Source organism: Methanococcus maripaludis (genome assembly GCF_013760955.1).
Classification (GTDB): Archaea; AGJL01; Methanococci; order Methanococcales; family Methanococcaceae; genus Methanococcus; species Methanococcus maripaludis_A.
Genome location: NZ_JACDUL010000003.1, coordinates 328,511 through 349,043, shown reverse-complemented (window position 1 = coordinate 349,043; position 20,533 = coordinate 328,511). Strand labels below are relative to the sequence as shown.

Annotated in this window: 23 protein-coding genes; 8 read left to right on the top strand and 15 right to left on the bottom strand. The window is 33.6% G+C overall.

Translation table 11 applies throughout. From position 1 onward, the window contains the following. Nucleotides 1-51: 51 nt before the first annotated feature. The 5 genes from HNP90_RS07120 to HNP90_RS07100 all read left to right on the top strand — a co-directional run bounded on the left by HNP90_RS07120 (nt 52) and on the right by HNP90_RS07100 (nt 4,916). Nucleotides 52-612 (top strand): CD3073 family putative ECF transporter S component, encoded by a 561-nt coding sequence (locus tag HNP90_RS07120; RefSeq protein WP_011977483.1) that lies wholly within the window; start codon nt 52-54, stop codon nt 610-612. 8 nt (nt 613-620) lie between these two features. Continuing rightward, nucleotides 621-1,145 (top strand): energy-coupling factor transporter transmembrane component T, encoded by a 525-nt coding sequence (locus HNP90_RS07115; protein WP_011977484.1) that lies wholly within the window; start codon nt 621-623, stop codon nt 1,143-1,145. Between the two features lie 108 nt (nt 1,146-1,253). Continuing rightward, nucleotides 1,254-2,285, top strand: coding sequence for an ABC transporter substrate-binding protein (locus HNP90_RS07110; protein WP_011977485.1), 1,032 nt, complete (start codon nt 1,254-1,256; stop codon nt 2,283-2,285). 31 nt (nt 2,286-2,316) lie between these two features. Then, nucleotides 2,317-3,954 (top strand): ABC transporter permease, encoded by a 1,638-nt coding sequence (locus HNP90_RS07105; RefSeq protein WP_011977486.1) that lies wholly within the window; start codon nt 2,317-2,319, stop codon nt 3,952-3,954. Further along, complete coding sequence (locus HNP90_RS07100; protein WP_011977487.1) at nt 3,945-4,916, top strand: ABC transporter ATP-binding protein; 972 nt, start codon at nt 3,945-3,947, stop codon at nt 4,914-4,916. The genes HNP90_RS07105 and HNP90_RS07100 overlap by 10 nt, the downstream gene beginning before the upstream one ends. Nucleotides 4,917-4,922: 6 nt before the next feature. Here HNP90_RS07100 and HNP90_RS07095 read toward each other — a convergent pair whose 3' ends face one another. From HNP90_RS07095 to HNP90_RS07080, 4 genes are read right to left on the bottom strand one after another with little or no spacing between them, the layout of a single operon-like run. After that, nucleotides 4,923-5,456, bottom strand: coding sequence for a zinc dependent phospholipase C family protein (locus HNP90_RS07095; RefSeq protein ID WP_011977488.1), 534 nt, complete (start codon nt 5,454-5,456; stop codon nt 4,923-4,925). A gap of 9 nt (nt 5,457-5,465) precedes the next feature. Next, nucleotides 5,466-6,746 (bottom strand): alkaline phosphatase family protein, encoded by a 1,281-nt coding sequence (locus tag HNP90_RS07090; RefSeq protein WP_011977489.1) that lies wholly within the window; start codon nt 6,744-6,746, stop codon nt 5,466-5,468. Between the two features lie 10 nt (nt 6,747-6,756). Continuing rightward, nucleotides 6,757-7,566 (bottom strand): hypothetical protein, encoded by an 810-nt coding sequence (locus HNP90_RS07085; protein WP_011977490.1) that lies wholly within the window; start codon nt 7,564-7,566, stop codon nt 6,757-6,759. 32 nt (nt 7,567-7,598) lie between these two features. After that, a complete protein-coding gene (locus HNP90_RS07080) occupies nt 7,599-8,255 on the bottom strand; it encodes a sugar phosphate isomerase/epimerase family protein (protein ID WP_011977491.1) in 657 nt (218 codons plus the stop codon). A gap of 169 nt (nt 8,256-8,424) precedes the next feature. On the opposite strand from HNP90_RS07080, the gene HNP90_RS07075 reads away from it, so the two are divergent. Both HNP90_RS07075 and argC read left to right on the top strand, forming a co-directional pair. Further along, nucleotides 8,425-8,946 (top strand): nitroreductase family protein, encoded by a 522-nt coding sequence (locus HNP90_RS07075; RefSeq protein ID WP_011977492.1) that lies wholly within the window; start codon nt 8,425-8,427, stop codon nt 8,944-8,946. 122 nt (nt 8,947-9,068) lie between these two features. Next, nucleotides 9,069-10,100 (top strand): N-acetyl-gamma-glutamyl-phosphate reductase, encoded by a 1,032-nt coding sequence (gene argC / locus HNP90_RS07070; RefSeq protein WP_011977493.1) that lies wholly within the window; start codon nt 9,069-9,071, stop codon nt 10,098-10,100. 21 nt (nt 10,101-10,121) lie between these two features. Here the strand turns inward: argC and cofC are convergent, their stop codons facing one another. From cofC to HNP90_RS07040, 6 genes are read right to left on the bottom strand one after another with little or no spacing between them, the layout of a single operon-like run. Further along, entirely contained in the window at nt 10,122-10,790 is a 669-nt protein-coding gene (cofC, locus tag HNP90_RS07065; protein ID WP_011977494.1) for a 2-phospho-L-lactate guanylyltransferase, read from the bottom strand. 46 nt (nt 10,791-10,836) lie between these two features. After that, nucleotides 10,837-11,454 (bottom strand): MBL fold metallo-hydrolase, encoded by a 618-nt coding sequence (locus tag HNP90_RS07060; protein ID WP_011977495.1) that lies wholly within the window; start codon nt 11,452-11,454, stop codon nt 10,837-10,839. Between the two features lie 12 nt (nt 11,455-11,466). Further along, on the bottom strand, nt 11,467-12,192 hold the full coding sequence (locus HNP90_RS07055; protein ID WP_011977496.1) for a biotin--[acetyl-CoA-carboxylase] ligase: 726 nt from the start codon (nt 12,190-12,192) through the stop codon (nt 11,467-11,469). Next, entirely contained in the window at nt 12,173-12,559 is a 387-nt protein-coding gene (locus tag HNP90_RS07050) for an OB-fold nucleic acid binding domain-containing protein (protein WP_011977497.1), read from the bottom strand. Before HNP90_RS07050 ends, HNP90_RS07055 begins: the two co-directional genes overlap by 20 nt. A gap of 12 nt (nt 12,560-12,571) precedes the next feature. Next, entirely contained in the window at nt 12,572-12,889 is a 318-nt protein-coding gene (locus tag HNP90_RS07045; protein WP_011977498.1) for a hypothetical protein, read from the bottom strand. A gap of 3 nt (nt 12,890-12,892) precedes the next feature. Beyond that, nucleotides 12,893-13,792: a hypothetical protein gene (locus HNP90_RS07040; RefSeq protein WP_011977499.1), complete on the bottom strand. Its 900-nt coding sequence runs from the start codon at nt 13,790-13,792 to the stop codon at nt 12,893-12,895. Between the two features lie 183 nt (nt 13,793-13,975). On the opposite strand from HNP90_RS07040, the gene purT reads away from it, so the two are divergent. Next, entirely contained in the window at nt 13,976-15,142 is a 1,167-nt protein-coding gene (gene purT, locus HNP90_RS07035; protein WP_011977500.1) for a formate-dependent phosphoribosylglycinamide formyltransferase, read from the top strand. Nucleotides 15,143-15,173: 31 nt separating this feature from the next. Here the strand turns inward: purT and HNP90_RS07030 are convergent, their stop codons facing one another. The 5 genes from HNP90_RS07030 to HNP90_RS07010 form a co-directional block, all read right to left on the bottom strand. Further along, nucleotides 15,174-15,848, bottom strand: coding sequence for a metal-dependent hydrolase (locus tag HNP90_RS07030; RefSeq protein ID WP_011977501.1), 675 nt, complete (start codon nt 15,846-15,848; stop codon nt 15,174-15,176). A 38-nt stretch (nt 15,849-15,886) separates the two neighbouring features. Then, nucleotides 15,887-17,419: a 5,10-methenyltetrahydromethanopterin hydrogenase cofactor biosynthesis protein HmdC gene (gene hmdC, locus HNP90_RS07025; protein WP_011977502.1), complete on the bottom strand. Its 1,533-nt coding sequence runs from the start codon at nt 17,417-17,419 to the stop codon at nt 15,887-15,889. 29 nt (nt 17,420-17,448) lie between these two features. After that, entirely contained in the window at nt 17,449-18,474 is a 1,026-nt protein-coding gene (gene hmdB, locus HNP90_RS07020; RefSeq protein ID WP_011977503.1) for a 5,10-methenyltetrahydromethanopterin hydrogenase cofactor biosynthesis protein HmdB, read from the bottom strand. 58 nt (nt 18,475-18,532) lie between these two features. Next, a complete protein-coding gene (gene hmd, locus HNP90_RS07015; RefSeq protein WP_011977504.1) occupies nt 18,533-19,597 on the bottom strand; it encodes a 5,10-methenyltetrahydromethanopterin hydrogenase in 1,065 nt (354 codons plus the stop codon). A gap of 301 nt (nt 19,598-19,898) precedes the next feature. Beyond that, entirely contained in the window at nt 19,899-20,468 is a 570-nt protein-coding gene (locus HNP90_RS07010) for a cyclase family protein (RefSeq protein ID WP_011977505.1), read from the bottom strand. Nucleotides 20,469-20,533: the final 65 nt, after the last annotated feature.

Below are 20,533 nucleotides of genomic sequence, written 5' to 3'. Positions count from 1 at the left end.
TTAAATACTTTATAATCCAGAATATTGCCATTAAACTTTAATGGTGCTATAATGAACAAAAAAGTACTTTACATGACAACAATTCCCGTTGGAATCGCAATCAATGCGATCGGTGGCCAAATTGCAACTTTTTTAAATTTGCCTATCTTTTTGGATAGCATTGGAACAGTATTGAGCGGTTTTTTGTTAGGCCCTGTTGGTGGAGCTTTGGTGGGTCTTTTTACAAATATTTTACTTGGATTTATACTCGACCCATCATACATTCCGTTTTCGCTAGTAAATATTGTAATTGGAATTGTTTCAGGGTTTGCTGCAATGAAAGGGGGAATAACCCTTAAAAATTCAATAATTGTGGGTCTTGTACTTGCAATACTTGCACCAATGGTTGGAACACCAATCGCAGTTTACCTATACGGCGGACTTGTTGGCGGAGGTGTTGACCTATTAACTGCGGTATTTTTACATTCTGGCCAGGATATTTTTTCATCAGCATTTTTAGCCAGAGTTCCAGCGAATTTGGTGGATAAACTCCTGTCGTGCGTGCTTGTTTACTACATAATAAAACCATTCCCAAAAGACATACTTTCAGAATTAGGGGTAAAAATAAACTAGGTTAAAATATGGAAAACGGTAAAATAAAGATATACATAATTTTTACCCTTTTATTACTCATTTTAATAATTTTCAATCCATTTTATGGTTTTTTAGTATCAATTACAGTTGTTGTAATAACTAAAAGATTTGAAGTAATATCAAAAAAATGGATTTTCTTTTCAATATATTTGGTGCTGTTTTATTACTTTGTAATGGGCCAAAATGGGTTAATTAACGCTTACAGATTGCTTGCTTATGTTTTTACAATACAGTGGTTTATCAATTCAGTTTCAATTGAAGCATTAATTAAATTTATTTCAAATTACAATCGAGACCTTGGAATTGGGCCTTGGATGACATTTTCAACGATCGAAGTTGCCAAAAGGGAGTTTGAAACTACAAAAAATGCCCAACTTTCAAGGGGCCTAAATAAAAAAGGTTTAATTAATAAATATCGATCTTACTACTCAATAATATCTCCTTTAATTGTAAAACTCTATATTTCTGCACTTAACAGGTCAAGATCCCTTCTGTCAAAATGCTACGATTAATGTTTATTCATATTAATTTTTATAATTGGCATATTCTATATTTTTTAATCTAATGACATTATTAAATACTATAATAAACACTAAGTAATGTATTTCGGAGGTGTAATCTTGAAAAAATTAAATGGCATACTCGCTATTTTATGCATTATGGCAGTTCTCGTATTTGCAGGATGTACTGAACAACAAGCTTCAGCAGTTTCTGAAGAAGAAAAGATTGTTACCGTATATGTTGCATACGGCGGACTTGATCTAATTGCAGAAGAATTTGAAAAAGATACTGGAATAAAAATGGAATACGTATCATTATCCTCTGGTGAGGCACTTTCCAGACTAAAGGCTGAACAAAGTAATCCTTCAGCAGATGTATGGCTTGGAGGGGGAATAGATGCATTTATAAGTGCACAAAACGATGGATTGCTCGAAGCATACAAATCTCCAAACGCAAAAGAGATTGATCCATTATTTGTTGAAGAAAATGGTTATTGGACAGGAGTTTCCCTCGTTACAATAGGAATTTTGGAAAATACTGATTTAATGTCGGAAAAAGGATTACCTGAGCCAGAAACTTGGGATGATTTAATAACTGAAGAATACAGTGGCGAATTAATCGCATCAAACCCGACTGTGTCGGGCACGGCATACTTTACAATATGTGGAATTCTTCAAATGTATGGTGAAGAAGAAGGTTGGAACTACCTTGATAAATTCTACCAAAACACCCCGTTCCTTACAAAAAGGGGAAGTGGACCAGGAAATTTAGTAACTGCTGGTGAATACGCTTATGGTGTAGCACCTGATCCACACACGACATTAATCGCAGATTCAGAATTACCTGTAAAATCTGTATTTTTAGATAACGTTATCTGGTGGCCTTCACCAGTTTCAATAGTAAGTGGTGCAAAACACCCTGAAAACGCAAGAATATTTGTTGATTGGTGTCTTTCAAAAGAAGGTCAGGAAGTGTTGATGCAGGCAAGCCCTCGTGTACCGGTGAGGGGAGATATTGAAGTTATTGAAGGAGTTCCAAACCCTGAAGAGCTCGACTTCATCGACATGGATTTCGTGTACTGGGGAGAAAACCGAGACAGAATTTTGGACGAATGGGAATCCAGATACCGGGAAATTTCAACTACTGAATAATTTTTTATCTATTTTTTTGCAGGTGCAGTAAATGAAAGAACTTTTTAAAAAAGAAATGCTACAAAAAATTTACCCAAAAATCCTTGAAAATGGTTTTTATATACTTGCAAATGCTTTTTTATTGTTATTCATAATGTACCCAGTACTTATTGTATTTATGCAGTCAGTTTACGGTTCAAACGGTTTTACACTCGAATTTTATTCTAAATTTATTTCAGATTCGTACTATTTTGGCATTTTAAAAAACAGTGTCGTTGTAGCATGTTTTTCAACAGTAATTTCTCTCGCATTGGGTTTTATTTTTTCAATAATAATTTTTAAAACAGATTTTAAGTTTAAAAATTTTTTTAAAATTGCAGTTTTTCTACCCATAATTACTCCGGGCTTTATTTCATCACTCGCATATGTTTTTCTTTTTGGACGGCACGGGGCCATCACCTATGGATTACTGGGACTTGAACCAAGTATTTACGGCTGGAAAAGTGTTGTAATAATGCAGTCTATCGACTACACGACAACCGCATTTTTTATAATTTCTGCGGTACTTCTTGGAATTTCTGGAGAATTTGAGGATGCTGCAAGAAATCTCGGTTCAAACGAATTTCAGGTTTTCAAAAAAGTAACGTTACCCCTATTAATTCCCGGAATCTTGAGCGCGGGGCTTTTGATATTTATGCAGTCAATGGCTGATTTTGGAACCCCAATAATCGTCGGCGGAAATTTTAACACCCTTGCAACAGCATCGTATTTTGAGATAATCGGGAGGTATAATACCCAAATGGCATCAACACTCAGTGTGATACTTCTTTTTCCTTCATTGGCCCTTTTTTATTTATATTCAAAATATCACAAGGGTTACGGACTTAAAAACTCTAGATTAACAAAATATTCACTAAGTAATATGCAAAAAGTAATTCTGGGACTTCCAGCGGTATTTTTCTCAATAATTGCATATCTTTTGTTTTTCGCAGTGTTTGTGGCTTCATTTACGAAGAGTTTTGGCCATAATTATACTTTGACGTTAGATTATTTTTTCGAAGCAATCAGCGCAGGAGAGTTGGCGATAAAAAATACGCTTTTATATTCACTATCGTCAAGCATATTGGTGGCATTTTTAGGGGTTGCTTATGCTTATGTCGTATATCGGGGGAAGTTTTTTGGTCGAAAACTGATGGATTTGATAATAACACTTCCATTTGCAATACCTGGAACATTTATGGGTTTGGGATATCTTTTAGCATTTAATAATTATCCGTTGTTACTTACAGGAACGTCTTCAATTATAATTTTAAATTGCATGGTTAGAAAGCTCCCATTCTCATTTAAAACTGGAAATTCGGTACTTTCCCAGATAGAGGAATCTGTTGAAGAAGCATCCCTTAATTTGGGTGCAAATAGGTTAAAGACATTTTACAAAGTAGTACTCCCCTTATTAAAGCCTGCAATAATATTTAGCATGATATATACATTTATTGCAACAATAAAGTCGTTAGGATCCATAATTTTCTTAATGACTGCAAATACAAAAGTTTTATCTGCAATGGTGTTTGAATCCACGATAAATCGGCAACTTGGTGTTGGGGCATGTTATTCACTGTTTATGGCCATACTCTCGATAATTGGAATTCTAGGGATATTGAGATTGAAAGGGGATAAACAATGGTTTTAAAACTTGAAAATGTTTCAAAAAACTTCGAAAAAAACACAGTTTTAAAAGATATTAATTTTGAGTGCGCTGAAGAACTGGTTTCTCTTGTTGGTTCCAGCGGGTGCGGAAAAACGACGTGTTTAAGGGTTATAGCGGGGTTCGAAAAACCTGATCAAGGCAGGCTTTTTTTGAATGGCGAGGATATAACAAATATTCCACCAAATAAACGGAATATTGGCATGGTATTTCAAAACTATGCATTGTTTCCCCATTTAACTGTTTTTGAAAATATCGCATATGGTTTAAAGCTAAAAAATCTTGGTAAATGTGAAATTTCTGAAAAAGTGAAAAATTCAATAGATATCATAAATTTAGGCGGGTATGAAAAATATTCCATTGAAGAATTGAGTGGGGGAATGCAGCAACGAGTTGCGATTGCAAGAGCAATGGTAATTGAACCAAAAGCAATGCTTTTAGACGAACCCTTAAGCAATTTAGATGCAAAACTTAGGATAAAAATGAGAAAAGAGCTTAAAGAATTACAAAGGAATTTGGGAATTCCAACGATTTATGTGACACATGACCAAGAAGAAGCACTTGCATTATCGGATAAAGTCGCAGTAATGAATAAAGGGGAAATCGAACAGTTTGGAGAACCTTATTCGGTTTATTCAAGCCCTAAAACAGAATTTGTCGCTAAATTTATTGGGGTCGTCAATGAACTCCCTCTTTCAGTTATCGAGGAATTAAATATTGAAAATCACGCTGATAAAAAGTATTTTGTGAGGCCAGAATCACTGGATCTTGGTAATGGAAAATTTCAGGGAAAAATTTTAGATCGTGAATTCTTAGGCAGTATTACACGATATGTTATAAAACACAGTGATTTTTTATTCACGGTTCAAACTAATACTCCAACAGATTTTAAAATAGGGGACGAAATTTCGTTTGATATTGATAAAAACAGCATAATTTTAATTTAATTATTTTTAACAAATTTTTAAAATTTTTAAGTATTCATCAACTATTTTTTGATATTTTCCATTAAATTCAAACTCAGAAATATTATAAAATGAATTTTTTTTCCAGTTTTTACACGTACTCCTATCAATATTTAATTTTTTTAGAAAATCGCAGTTTCCGTTTAAAACAAAGTTTTTAAAAGATTCTAATTCAATGTTGAACTTATTTTTCAAAAACGCATCAAAATAATTGTAGATTAAGGCATTTTCTTCAATCGAAATATTATTTTTAAGCCTTATTTCATATTTCCAGATATTATCTAAATACAAATGAAGTTTATACCCTTTTAAAAACGATTTTTCAGAACCCGTATTATTTTCAAAAAATTTTTCCGGAGCAGAATCGTAAAAATGGGTAATTTTTCGTTCAACATCTGAAAAATACCCAATATCGGGTACACAGGCCCCCAAGTAGAAATTATTTAAATCAAAACTATTTTCAGCAAATTCCTTCTCAAGAAATATTTTTGATAAAACAAGATGGGAGTATAAATTTGGCATAATTATTACCTATCTCAAATGTTCAATCGAATCATCGTCTGGAATATATCTTAAAAATTTATTTCCAATTCTTGTATCATATAATGCCGCTTTGTTTGTGTAAAGCAGTATTAAATTCATCAAATCTTTTGATTCGATCTTTATATATCCTTTTGAGCATTCTTTTTCGTTAAAATATTTATTTGAATCAGTTATAATTCCATTTTTAAATACTGCAATCGGAACTTCTTCTCCAGAATGGATTAATGTTCCAACAGAGGGCGTAGAATGGTCAGACGTAACAATTATTAACTCTTCGTTTAATTTATTTATCTTTTCAAGACATTTATCTATTTTTTCAATAACTTCAACTTTATTAGCTGGATTTTTAGTATGTGCTGCTTCATCGGGTTCTTTGGTATGGATGTGTACAAAATCGTAATTTTTTAATTCAATTCCTTTTAAAAATGCTTTTTGAAAATCTCCTTCAGGATAGTAATCCATTTTCAGCAATTTTGACAGGCCCTTAAAAACGCTACTTTTTGCAATTATGGCAGCATTCATACCCCACCTATCTTTAAATGAGTCAATTTCAGTTTTTTGACCTGCCCACTTTGTAAGTAAGAAATTTGCAAGTTGAAGTCCATTTTCTTCTCGTTCAATATTTAGGGGGTGGTTTTCCAAAATTTCGTTACATTTTAAAAGATATTCGTTCAATATGTTGGCAGTTTTTTTTGCATTTTCAAATTCTAACGATTTTAGTAGATTATTAAGTGGTTTTATTTTCAAAACATGCCTTTCTCGATAAAATGGATCGCTATCGGATATTTTATCAGATATTTCATAATTTGGAGAAGTTATTTCTAAAATACAGTGTGTATCAAATGAATAATGTAATTTAAATTCATAATTTTCAATTTTTTTTGGAAGGGACTCTATAAGGCGTTTTATTTCTTTGGTTGAAACATTTTTAGTGCGCCTGTCTTTTACAAAAAATCCATTTTTTCTTTCCACGTACCCAAAAGTAGCCCTTAGATAAATGGCATTATCTTTAGGTTCAATATCTTCGCCTAAAGCTTCAATAACGCCCCTTCCAGGAAATTCTGATAAACTGTATCCCCATAGTAAAAAATGGGCAACTTCCGTTCCAAGCGGTACGCCCCTTTTATATGGTGTCATCAACCCAGTTATGCTTTTTTTCGCAAAAGCATCTAAGTTTGGAGTTTTTGCATATTCGAGTGGAGTTTTATCGTTTAAAATACAAGAAGGCCTATCTCCAAGCCCATCTAATAATACAAGCAAAGTTCTCATGTTACATCCATTAAAGAAACTTTTTCACTGTTTCGAGATAGTTAAAATTGTTTTGGTATCCTTTTTTCAATATTTCAATGGATGCAGGGTATATGAATTCGTTTAATATTTTTACAATTTTTTCCTTTTCAAATATTACTTTGCCGTCCAGATCTCGGTAATTTCCACTAAACATGCAAGAATACTGGTTTTGACCCTGTTCCCAATTATCCCCAATAATTTCTTTTATTTTGGACCCATCTTTAATGTCTTTTACTGGAAAAATAAGTTCTACATCGAATTCTTCGCATATTTTGTAGTAAGTTTCGAGAGTTTCTTTGAACTGGTCTATTTTAAAGTCATTATCGTGGAGTATCCTCTCCCCACTAATAATTTTTTTTCCAAGATGTTTTGCAAGAGGAACTCTTAACATTCTTAAATAAGCATGACACCCGATACACGGCGTGTAATAACCGTATTTTTGAACAGTATATGCAACAAATCTTCCGTTAAGCGCATTCCAGAGTTTCGGTTCAAAAATAAAGTGAAGGGGCAGTAATATTTTATTTTCGTAAGTTTCTTTAATTTTTTTATTTATTACATTCCAGTTTCGATAAAAAATTTCCTTTTCACCGTAATCTGTACCAGTAAATGCTAAAATGGGTAAAACTGCATCAATTTCTGGATTTTCAAAAGCTTTTATAATTGCAGCCGCACTATCCCTTCCAGAAAATTCTCCAATTGCAATTTTTTTTAAATCAATTTTATTTTCCCCTATAATTTTTAAGCAATCTTTAGATAAAGTTAACTCTTTAAACGATTTTTTAAACTCGATATCCAAAATAACACCCAAATTAATTAGAAATACTTAATTTATTTATGGTATTCAAGGTATTTATTTAACATGTTTTTCGTATTTTTTATTTCTTCGACATTCATCAATTCTATAAGCCAGAAATCACAGCCAACATCTAAAAGGCCATCTAAAACAGGTTTTAAATTTGTTAAATCTTTTGGAGCAACATGCCCTATTTTGTCGTATTCTTTTTCGTAAGTGTGTACGTTGTAAATTTTATCTGAAAAAAGGTCGATACAGTGCATTCTGTTTTCATAGGCAACATGTCCGATATCAAAAGTTATTCTGCATCCGGTTTCCTCTGCAACATTCATTATATTTTCAGGTTTTGAGGAAAATCCCTTTCTTAAATTTTCGATACAAAGTTCAATGTTTCTTTTTTTTGAATATTCGTTCAATTTTGAAACATTATCTAAAAGAGTATAGTATTCAGGCTCTTTTCCATTGTGGAGGTGTATTGTTAAATAATCTGCTCCATGGATATTATCAATTATATTTTTTAATTTTTCAAGTCCTTCTGTTTTATTCGGGGTTCCTATATCTACGATAGGCGCATGAAACCCATTAAGTTTATTTTTGAAGTGTTCATCAATATTTGGGCAAAAATGAAGGCCCCAATCTGTAAAATCTACTCCTTTTTCAGGTTTTGAAAATCGCATGCACGTTCCTATCATATGAGCACCGATAGTCACTATAGCAATCAAGATATATAAAATTGTCATTAGGTTATCTAATAATTAGCACTCAGTGGTAAAATATATGTCTTTGAAGGATTGATATTTTATATGTGGAAACCAAATTTAGGGGTTAAAATACATTTAAACGAAAAAGAGGGGTTAAAATATGAATGCAGTGTTTGAAAGAAGAAGTATCCGACACTACACTTCTGAAGACGTTTCAGAAGAAATTGTCGACGATCTGCTCAAAGCAGCAATGTCTGCACCGAGTGCCTGTGATCAACGACCTTGGGATTTTGTAGTTGTTCGGGATAAAGATATGCTTTCAGGAATTTCTAAAATAAGCAGGCAAGCAGAAATGTTAAATGAAGCACCGGTTTCAATAGTAGTTTGCGGAAATATGGGTAGGGTAAATGGGTCATGTAAACAGTTCTGGGCTCAAGATTGTGCCGCAGCAACTGAAAATATATTAATCGAAGCCCAGGATCGGGGAATCGGCGGGGTTTGGCTTGGATTTTACCCCGTAGAAGAAAGAGTCGAAAAAATGAGAAAAGTTTTGCATGCACCGGAAAATGTGATTCCATTTTCAGTTGTGGCGTTAGGACATCCTGCAGAAAAGCCAGTTCCTGTGGAAAAATTCGATAAAGAACGAGTACACTACGAAAAATGGCAGATAGGATACTTTTAATTATTTTTAATTTTTGAAATATGCAAAATGATTTCTAATGTGGAAGAATCATTACTTTTTTATTTTATCAAGGTTTATTTTATACAGCAAAAATATTCGTATTATTTTAAAAGGTGGTTTTAATGAAAACGGTTTCGATAATAGGCGGAACGGGTTATACAGGTTCAGAACTTTTAAGACTCCTTTCAACTCACGAGAAAGTCGAAGTTTTGAATGTGACGTCACGAAAAGAGGCTGGAAAAAAGTTAACCGATTTTCACCCGCAGGTAAGAAATTTAAGAAACTATAATGATTTAGAATTCCAAAATATTGCTCCAGAAGATATCGATACAGATATTGTGTTTTGTGCAACGCCTCACGGGGCATCAATGGCAATAGTTCCGATACTACATGAAAAAGGAATCAATATAATCGATTTGAGTGGAGATTACAGGTTTGAAGACATTGAAATGTACGAATCATGGTATGGTTTGAAACACACTGGAAAAATAGAATCTGCGGTTTACGGCCTTCCAGAACTTCACCGGGAAAAAATAAAAAAGTCAAAAACAATTGCAAATCCTGGATGCTACCCAACAGGAGCAATTCTTTCAATGGCACCATTGGTTGCAAATGATCTAGTTGATGAAAGGATAATTTTTGATTCAAAATCTGGAGTAAGTGGTGCAGGGGTTGAAGCAAGTCAGACCACGCATTTTCCAAACGTAAATGAAAATCTTGGGGCATACAAAATAACGAAACACAGACACAGCCCTGAAATTGGAAAAGAACTCGAATATCTTGGAAATAAAAAATTAAAAGTCTCATTTACTCCCCATTTACTTCCAGTTACAAGGGGAATTTTAACCACTGCACATTCGTATTTAAAAGAAGACGTAAGCAGGGCGGATGTAATTGAAATTTATGAAGAATTCTACGACGGCGAATTTTTCGTAAGAATTTTTGAAGAAGGGATGGTTTCATTAACTGGAGTTCGTGGAACTAACTTCTGTGACATCGGAGGATTTGAAATCGACCAGCACGGAAGAATTGTCGTAGTTTCAGCAATAGACAATCTTGTAAAAGGAGCAAGTGGTCAGGCAATTCAAAATATGAACATTATAATGGGATTCGACGAAAAAATGGGTTTAAGTGTTGGGGGCATGAGACCCTAACTTATTTTTAAAAATATATTTTTATTTTCTTATTACATTAAATCTTCCGGCGGACGAATGTTTTGGCAGTACTTCTATACCGAGATTTTTTAAGTACTGATATGTTTTTGTGTCAGTTCCATGAATGTAAATTTCTCCTAAGTCTTCAACGGTGTTTACATCTATCGAAGTGTAGAAAGAATGGCATTTTATTACTTTTAAATTGTTTTTTTCGGCTTCTTCAATATGTTTTAAAAAGCTAAATCCTTCAAACTGTGTTTTGATGCACTCTTTGGGATTTAAAAGGAGCAAATTCGTGCCACCACCCCTTGAAGGACATATAACTATCGAATTTTTAACTGATTTATCGGTAACTGCTTTTAAATTCTCTTCTTTTAAGAGCGGAACATCTGCAGGAGTTATTAAAATAGAATCCTCTTTTATAAATTTTAAAGAAAAGCTTATAGCTTCGTTTAATCCTTTAACGCTGCTATCTTCTCTAATTGGGATTATTCCAAGATTTTTTGAAAATTCTAAAATTTCTTCATCCTTACTTACAACGTAGCAGGCATCAGAACATTCTTTCACGGTTTCGTAAGTATCGAGAAGAATGTTTTTTATGAGTTCAATTCGTTCTTCAGAACTTAAAAATTCTTTCAGTCTTGATTTAACATTTGATAGGGGGGATACGGGTATTAGTGCCGCCAACATCTTTTACCACAACATTTTAAAACGATGATTAGTTTGGGGGTTTAATTTATATAAATAACATTGCATTTGAAAATGCGCTCAAATCGCCAGCTTCTCCGTGGCCAGGGTATATTTTTAAAACTCCGTTTTTATAGGCTATTTTTTCGAGCAAGTTTATGGATTCTCGCAAACTTATAAGATTTCCTGTTGGAAGATCACTACGTCCAACGCCGTACGCAAATAGCGTATCTCCAGTAATTAGCGAATCTTTATACAAAATGCTTATTCCTCCAGCAGTATGTCCTGGAGTATGTATTATTTCAATTCCAATTTCGTTTAATTCGGATTCAACTTCCCCAATTGTAAAAATATCTTTTGGGGGCGTTAAATTAACACCAAAAAGCCTGCTAACTGTTACTTCAGTATCTGTTGCAAGGTGTTGTAATTCGGATTCATGTATTAAAACAGGAGCATTGAATTCTTCCTGAAACAGATAATCGCTTCCAGCATGGTCAAAATGGCAGTGGGTGTTTATAATATAATCTATTTTGTCAGTATACTTTAAAACATCCTTTTTTAAAAGTTCAAAGGTTCCTGGAGTTCCAGGATCTATTAAAATGACCTTTTTATCCACTATCAGGTACGAATTTGAGTCATAACCTCTTCCATTCAATTTGTAGATCAAATTATCACCTTTTTATCTTAAATGGATGCAATCTCCAGCGTTAAATACTTCAACGTAATTTCCGGTGTTGATATGAATTCCGTTGTATGAGATATCAACAACCTTTCCAGTTACTGTTTTTTCGAGGATTATCAAATTCACATTTTTAAACATGGTTTTTGAGTATTTTTTGTAACGTTCAAGAAGTAATTCATCGTCAATTTTTAAATTTTTAGTAAATATTTCAATAAATTTATTTAAAATTAAATCAACGTTAAATTCTAGATTTTCTATTTCTTTTAACGAAGTTCCGATCTCTTTAATTTCAGAATCAATTGTATTGTTTATATTTAGTCCAATTCCAAGTACCAAATAACCACTACTCACGTTTAATTCAGTTAATATTCCGCATATTTTTTTATTTTCAAATAAAACATCATTAGGCCATTTTATCTCAAATTTTTTATCCGAAAATTCTTTTAAAGTTTCTACAACCGAAAGAGATCCAAGGAAATTTATTTTTTCAAGTTTTCCAACGTCTTTAATATCCATTAAAACCGAGAAATAAAGTCCACCTTTGTTAGAAAACCACGATCTGTCCAACCGGCCTTTCCCGTGAGTTTGAATTTCTGAAACTACGATTTTATTTCGTTTACCCAATTTTCCCAAATCGTAAGCGTAAAGATTTGTGGAATTTATCGTTTTGTAGGATATTATTTCAAAATCCACTCTAACCACACTAGTAATTTTCAAAGACATTTAAGAAAAATTCGTCAGCTTCAACTTTTCTAACGATTTCAGGAAATACGTATGTATTTTCTTTTAAATCTTTTCTAAGCCTTCCAACAACGAGTACAACGTCTCCTTTATTGAAATTTTCAAGTTTTTTGGCCATTCCTTTAAAACCTGAAACTCGAATATCATCAGTTAGATCTTCGACAGTAACAGAACAGAATTCCTTTGCAATATTTGAGTATTTTGAAACTATCACACCATATAGTGCAACCCTTGAGACCTTTTCCGAGTTTTCGGTTACAATGTAATTTGATTCCCACTGGCCTTCGGTTTCAACAAATTTTCCAGAAGTTATTTCTTTTATCGGTATTTTTTTTACAGGTATCCTCATGATAATACACCGTTAAATATCGTAATTTTCTATTTTTTCCATAAATTTCCCAAGTAATTTTGGAGACGACTCGCTAACATCCACTACAGCTTCTGAAAATATAATAAGCCCTTTTGGAGTTATTTTTACAGTTCCAAAAACCAAAACACGTGAACTAGGAATTATTTCAATAGATTTATCCTTAGACACAAGAATTTTTCCAGAAGCATCTTCAATTTCTAATTTATCGTAATTATCTTCATTTTCCATTCCAATAACGGTCCCGATAAGTGCGATTTTGCCATCAATCAGCGACTGGTCAACGTCTCCAATTTTTTGAAGTTTATACATGATTTATCCCTTTAATTTATTGTTAAATTCGTCCATAACATTTATTTTATTCCATGAATTGCATCTAAAAGCCGTATCTTTTAGATATTCATCGTATATTGTAAATCCGGATGCTAATATGTCTAACCCCAGCATTTTTTCGTTTAAAACATCCAAAATATTTTCATCATCGATAATAATTCTTTTAAGTTCTTTAAATTCTAAATATTCCGTATTATCATTTAATGTAGTTCTAATGGTTTCTGATCCATCATCAAGCGTGCAGGTGCATAAAAACAGCCATTTTAAATTTTCATCTTCTTCATCAACTTTATTTCCGCATTTACAAATCGCATAACCTTTTTTTAAGACCATTTTTTTATTGCATTTATCGCAAACTGGAAAGTAGGGTTCTTTTGAATGAATTGCAACAATTAATCCCCTTAATTCAGCACCCATTCCCTCTTTTAGTTCAGAAATAAGTTTCCTTGAAAAATCGTTCTTTTTAGCATTGGAATTTTTCAAGAGTTCATCAATGCTGGGCAGACCTGACTCATATTTTGAGATATTACCAGATTTTGAGAGTGCCAGATGTATTCTATCTTTATATTTTTTTGGAGCATGCGCATTTTCAATCAATATTGCATCTCCTTCGTTTATACCGTTCAAAAGATCAATCTGTTCAGACCAAAGAGATAAAAGCCCTCTTGCAGATCCATCATTTACAACGACGTTTACAACTGGGTTTCCAGACACGATCTTTTCTTCAAAGATTTTTTCAATTCTAACGATCGAGTTTATTTCGATCATTTTTTCGATTATATCGCTCAATTTTATGGTTTCGATATCTTTATTTTGGGACATATTTTCCAATTTTTCAGAAGTTTCTAATATATCATCAAGACAGGAGTCTTTTTGAGGCATTTAGTTCACCGATTAGTTTCAAAGTTATATCACAAGTTTTGATTTTATTTCAAAACAATTAAAAAATGTTGAAATTTAAAATAAGCCATGATTAAACTTATAATATATTATAACAAAATTTATTTATATTTTTTATCTATAAAATTTAGAATACTGTTATGAATTAACACGCTTGGTGAAACAATGGTTGGTACTCCTCTTTTTTCAAATGCTAAGAAAATACTGCTTCTTGGAAGTGGGGAATTAGGAAAAGAAGTAATTATCGAGGCTCAAAGGTTTGGTGTAGAATGTATTGCAGTTGATTCTTACGAAAATGCACCTGCAATGCAGGTAGCACATAGATTCCACGTAATAGATATGAAAGACGGTGGAGCTTTAAGGGCAGTAATTGAACGGGAAAAACCTGACTTAATTGTTCCCGAAATCGAAGCCATAAACACGGATACATTAAAAGAACTGGAAACAGAAGGATATCACGTAGTTCCAACTGCAAATGCAACAAAGCTTACAATGGACAGGGAAGGAATCAGAAGGCTTGCATTTGAAAAATTGGGGTTAAGGACAGCAAAATATGAATTTGCAGAATCACTGGAAGAATTAAAAGAAGCAGTTCAAAGAATTGGAATTCCATGTGTCATAAAACCAATCATGTCATCATCAGGAAAAGGACAGAGTACGATTAAATCTGAACGTGATATCGAGAAATCATGGGATTACGCAAAAAGCGCTGCAAGGGGAATCGGAACAAAGGTAATCGTCGAAGAATTTATCAAATTTGATTATGAAATTACTCTTTTAACTGCAAGAACTTCTGAAGGAACCAAGTTCTGCGAACCAATAGGGCATATTCAAATTGACGGGGATTACCATGAAAGCTGGCAACCTCACCCAATGTGCGCACCAACAAAGGCAAAAGCACAGGAAATGGCAAAGAAAATAACCGATGAACTTGGTGGATACGGTATTTTTGGTGTAGAACTCTTCGTTTTGGATGACGAAGTGATATTTAGTGAAGTGTCACCTAGGCCACATGATACAGGAATGGTTACAATGGTAACTCAAAAAATGAGCGAGTTTGAAATTCATGCAAGGGCAATATTGGGACTCCCAGTAAACGTTGACATATTGTTTCCAGGTGCAAGTCACGTTATAAAGTCAGAAATTCTCAAATGGGCCCCAGAATATGAAATCCACGAAGCTTCAAAAGTAAAAGACACAAAAATAAGATTATTTGGAAAACCTATCGCAAAAGTTGGAAGAAGAATGGGTGTTGCCCTTGCAGTGTCAGATGATATTACAAAAGCAAGGGAAAATGCAGAAAAAGCAGCGCACCTTGTAAACATCAAATAATTTTTATTTTAGTTTATTTTTTATTTTTAATTTAAACGAGTTTTACAACATAAAAGACCAAGAGTGCCCATATTGCAACTCCAAAAAAACCTTCTTTTTTTCTAAATGTATAATTTGATGGATAAAGTGCCTTGCACCCCATTGGCGTTATGCAGTCACCCACGATATGTGACAAATAACCGATAGCGATTGGAATTATGTAAAATTTTAACCCCTGAAATGTCGTAAAAGACGTCGAAATCATACTGTACAAAACCCATGCAAAAACAGAAATTGCAATACTTTTTCCAAGCAAATTGTTGTTTGTAACCATTATCAAAGCAATCAAAGAAGCCATTATTGGGGATATTATCGATAATTTAAACGTTAAATATCCCAATATAATTGACATAACGCCCAAACTAAAAAAAGTGTGCGTAATTCCCCTATGTTCTGCATAATATGGAATAACGTAGATTAAACTGCTCAAAATTGCAGCTATAAAAAATCCCACGTTGAAATATTCTGGTCGAAATAGGTATGCTAAAATAGAAACTAAGATAAGGCCTCCTGAAATATAGAGTCCCCTTTGAACTATTTCTGATTTTACGTCGTGATCTAGATCTGGATAGAGTGCTCCAGCAACCAGTAAAAAAATCTGTTCAGGAGCAGATATAAATGGAAGCCCCATTATTATTCCAAGAGTAATATGTCCTTTCCAGTTCATCTGACCACCAAAAGAAGCGCCTGCCTCTCTTGGCAGGTTTAAATTAAAGATATAGCATCAAATTTATTTTTAATTCTGATTAATATTTCAGGTATCATGGTAGTAATTACTGATTTGTCAGCACTTTCAAGAGCCTTTTTATCACTACCATTGCAAGCATATGCATTTATTCCGTTATCATTTAAGATTTTGACGGTTGCATGCTCAACCCACGGGTCAACATCGCTTACGTATAATTCTTCAGGTTTCAGTGCATCTGCAATACCCCACGAAATATACCTTCCGCCAAGAACCCCGACTTTATTACAGTCTAATTCTTCTTCGAGAGAATCAAGTGTTTTTCCAAAGTATGGCGAGTTATACATTTTGCTGTTCGTAACCGCTACCCAGTGGGCGTCACCCATAAAATAATCTCCAATCATCGAAGGATATATCATATGGTTTCCTTTGTAGTTTAAAAATCTGCTGCTTTTTGCAAGCACTTTTAAAAGTTCCCTGTTTGCAATACAAATGTTAATTTTTTCAGCTTCTTCTTTCATTATTTTTAAAACTCTTGGAAGTCCAAAATTATTCCGTCTAGCTTCCTTAATATTATATCCACACATGTATCCGTGGTGGTTACCACTAAATCCTGATAATATTACGTTTAATCCACTTCTAAGTCCAACTCTACATTCATCTTCGTATGCACCGTTTGTTGCAACAACTCCCCCTTTAACGAGGATTCTTGAAACAGCAACTGCTTTTGCAAAATCTTTGAGTCTGTCATCTGACCTGTTAAATGGCCCCCCTTCGACTACGAGTGCATCAACTTCCAAATCGTTGCAGGCCTTTAAACCGGATATTAAATCTTCGTAACCGTTTCCGATATGGAATATTCCTTCAACCCCCCTACCAAATTTATGAGCCGCTTTTGAAACGTCTTCCATTTCAGAAATATCTGCACCGTGGTCTCCAGCACCCTGTTCTTCAACAACATTTACACAGACTGTTGCCGATTTTTTTACCCATTCTCCAAATTCGTTGGAATATTCCCTTTCTTTTATGCTGAGTCTTTTATGAATCCTGTCCCTTGGGCAACCTTTGTACGGCGGTCCGTTATAGTAGCAGTCTCCCATACAGTGTGTTATTTCTTTTGGAAACCTCATTGGACCAAATCTTCCAAAATGGTCGAGATCGAGTGGAACTTCAACGTTATCATATACTTCGTTCATAACCGCAACTGGTGTTAATCCTTCTTTTTCTGCAATATCTGCAAGAGCATATCCGCAAAGGTGTATTGGAAAACCCATATGATCTGTTAAAACACAGTTTTCGATAAATTGTGGCAGGGTTAATGATGAAGCACAAGGCCCAACCCCAATTTCCAATATATCGCAACCTAGTGGGAATCTACGAAAAATACTTCCTAATTTTTGTGTATCTTCAAAACTTAGATCATCAACAGCATCTACAATTTCGATAATATCCGATTCTGTTAATTTTTGATTGTTAATTTTGTTGATAACAATTTCACGAAGTTCCATTGCAGAATCAAGATCATTTAATGAATTTTGTATGAGTTCTTTCATAATTTCACCTTATTTGCGGATGGGAATAATTAATTTAGTTTTGGAATTAGTCCAAGTTCTTTTATCATACATATGACATCGTTGAGATTTCCTGTTTTTGGATTTCCAACACCTTTAATGTTCATCGGGTGGTTATCGGGAATTACTGTAGCAATATTACTTGCACCGCCCAAAAGTGCAAATTGGGCTAATTCTGGGCCCATTGTTGGAGTTGGTGACGTAATCCGAATATCTGGGAACAATAGTCTTGCAATCGCGATAGTTTTTGCCTGCTCAATTGCAGAGCATTTCGGACACTTTTCCATAGGCGTATCTTTGTACGGATTAAAGCCCATTATTGGAATTTCTTCAACATCCCGTTCTTTTAAAAAGAAGAGGTGTTCAGCCCTATCTTCGTAAGTTTCCCCTATTCCAATTAAAAGACCAGAAGATAGTTCAATTCCATATTTTTTAACTAGATTACAAACAGTTATTCTATCATCCAGATTTTCTCCGGGTTTAACTTTATTAAAAATGGATTTATTAATGGTTTCAAGATTGCAACATATTGTGTTTATATTATATTTTTTAAGTTCTAAAATACAGTCTTCAGTTAAGTCGGCTCCAGCATTTACCAAAACTTCTAAATTGGAAGCTGATTTAACTGCTTTAAGTGCCCTTATTACTTCTTTTCCACTGTAACCATGTCCGGAGGAACAGCTAACTCTTTTAATACCTGAATTTTCAATTGCAACAGCAGAGGATTTTATCTGATCATCATCTGATCTAAATGGTTTTACATACCCTTCAGAGCTCGTTCCTGCAGCAAAACCGCAGTATTCGCATTTTGGATTTACAGAACAGACGTTTGTTACGTGAACTGTTGAAGTGATTTCAATCTCAGTTTTAAAAAAATCCCTAACTTCAGAAGCTATTGAAAAAAGTTCTAAATAATCCTTCCAGTTTTTAATATTGAATAATTCAATTGCATCCGATTTTGTGATTAAACCCTGTTTTACACTTATTTTTCCATCTTTGAGGTCTTGAAAATTGCCTCTTATTTTCGAAAATATCATTAAACCACCGGATTGTAAATTACGCTGAAAATTAAAAAAGAAATATATTTTATTGTATTTAAGGTTTTATTGAATTGCCACATTCGCATTTGTTTTCGTTTGCGTGTTTTTCGAGCACTTTTAATGAAGCAGGAAGAATATCTGCTAAAGGACCAAAGCACATGCTGTCCGCAGTACCGGTTAATGCTTTAGGATTTAATTTATCTTCCATGTTTTTAATGCCTTCGCTTCTCATTAAATCTAAGAGCTGTGTAATTGCTTCGTCAGCCATCATTTGAGCGAAGTCTGCAGGAGCACCTAAAATCTGGGTTACTGCATCTCTGTAAGCTAAAATACCTGCGTAAACAGGTGCGGTAACTGCTGAACCCATGTCACATACCGGGCTGATTAATTTTGCAGGCATTTTGAATGCTTCTCCTCTAGCAGCTTTTGCAATACAGTAGAATTCTTCTACTTTTTCTGCATCAGCTAAACCTTCTGAAAGGAATGCCTGGCCTTTATTTTCAGGAACTGCTCCTGGGTGGTATGCAATAATGTTTAAATCGTCTCTTCCTAAGTCTTTGAAGATTTTTGCGAATTTAGGTGTTGGAATTGTACATGCGTGTGTTACAATTGCACCTTTTTTGATTTCGCTTGCGAATTTTTCAATGATTGCTGGCTGGCTTCCGCCTTTTGGTAACCATGTAATTACAATGTCTGCATCTTTTACAGCTTCAACATCGCTTGCAGTTACTTTTAAACCTATTGTTTCAGGGTGTACGAAGTGAATACATCCTTTAGGAGGTTTTGGAGTTTCCTTTGCTTTAGCTGTCACAGCTGCTCTGATTTCAGGCATTACTTTTTCAGCTTCACCTGCTAGGTGTGCTTCCATAACTGCTTTGTAGTCAAACTGGTCGAGTACTATCATACCAGGTTCTTCACCAAAGCAAGGGTCTGAAACAACAACTTCTGTAATTTCAGGGATTAAGTGTAACAATTCTGCACCCATTGTAATTGTTGAATGCGTCATTGCAATTTCTGGCATTCCTGCTTCTTTTGCAACTTGAGCTGCTCTTGAAAAGTTTGTAATTCCGGATGCCGCGTGTGTTCTGTAACATCCTGCACCTAATATTGCCACTTTCATATCTTACACCTCAATATATACTATAGATTAATCTAGGTAATATAAAATCTATTAAGGGTTAATACCTATATAAATATTGGTCATTAACTTATCTAATAGATATAGTTGAAGATAGCTATTTTAATAAAATATTTGCAATATGTCATATCAAAGTATTTGTTATTAGTATATAATACATACAGAAAAATTATTTTTTTGTCAATAAATACTATTATAATCCTTAATAAAAAAATCAATGTTATCAAAAAATCAAATACCAATACAACACTTTTTTAAAAGGTAAATTTAAAAAATAGTATTTTTAAAGAAATGCAACCGCATTAATTGGAGATCCATCTATTTTTTCAATATTCAGTGGAAATCCAAAGAATTTGAACGATTTATTTTCCAGAATTTCAAGATTTTTCATATTTTCAATTATTTTAATTTTTGAAGATAAAATTTTTTCATGAACTTCGAAGTTCCCGATAGAATAGCAATCTATTCCAACAGCGTTTAGATTTAGGGAAATTATCTTTTCAACATATTTTCCAATATCGCATTCCTTTTCAAAGTACTCTTCATTTCCCCAATATTTTGAAAAACCCGTATTTATTAACAATATTTCTAAATTTTTGGGCGGATTTTTAAAAAAATTGTCTAAATTTTCAATTGAAATACAGTAGCCCTTTCCAAAAACATTTTCAAATTTTTCATTTGTAAGCCCAATATGCAGCGGGTAATCGATATGCGTTCCCGTATGAACGCCCATTTTTAATTCTGAAACCGAGTATTTACCATTTTTTTTAGTTTTTACGCTAAATTCAGGGTCATTCGGATATACAAAATTCTTAATTTCATGAGACAAGTTTATTATTTTTTCTTCTGCCATAATTTCTCCACATGGAAATTATTTATTTGATATTAGTTATAATTGGATACATTATAAATTTGGGC